General features: G+C 49.9%; 2 tRNA genes. Both read left to right on the plus strand.

Going from position 1 to position 341, the window contains the following annotated elements:
- Positions 1-80: 80 nt before the first annotated feature.
- Positions 81-154 (plus strand) — tRNA-Met (locus tag AC973_RS09070).
- A 14-nt stretch (positions 155-168) separates the two neighbouring features.
- Positions 169-242 (plus strand) — tRNA-Ile (locus AC973_RS09075).
- Positions 243-341 lie beyond the last annotated feature (99 nt).

Here is a 341-nt window from a genome sequence, read left to right on the forward strand (position 1 = left end):
AGCTGGGAGAGCGCCTGCTTTGCACGCAGGAGGTCAGCGGTTCGATCCCGCTATTCTCCACTTAATTAGATGTATAATATGGCGGTGTAGCTCAGCTGGCTAGAGCGTCCGGTTCATACCCGGGAGGTCATGGGTTCGATCCCCTTCGCCGCTATTATATAATTACTTGGACCTTTAGCTCAGTTGGTTAGAGCAGACGGCTCATAACCGTCCGGTCGTAGGTTCGAGTCCTACAAGGTCCATCCTTGTATGGGATTATATGAAAGATATTTTATTGCCTTGGAGGATTACCCAAGTCCGGCTGAAGGGAACGGTCTTGAAAACCGTCAGACGTGTAAAAG

This window comes from Carnobacterium sp. 1290_CSPC (assembly GCF_001053265.1).
In the GTDB taxonomy this organism is placed as follows: domain Bacteria; phylum Bacillota; class Bacilli; order Lactobacillales; family Aerococcaceae; genus Aerococcus; species Aerococcus urinaeequi.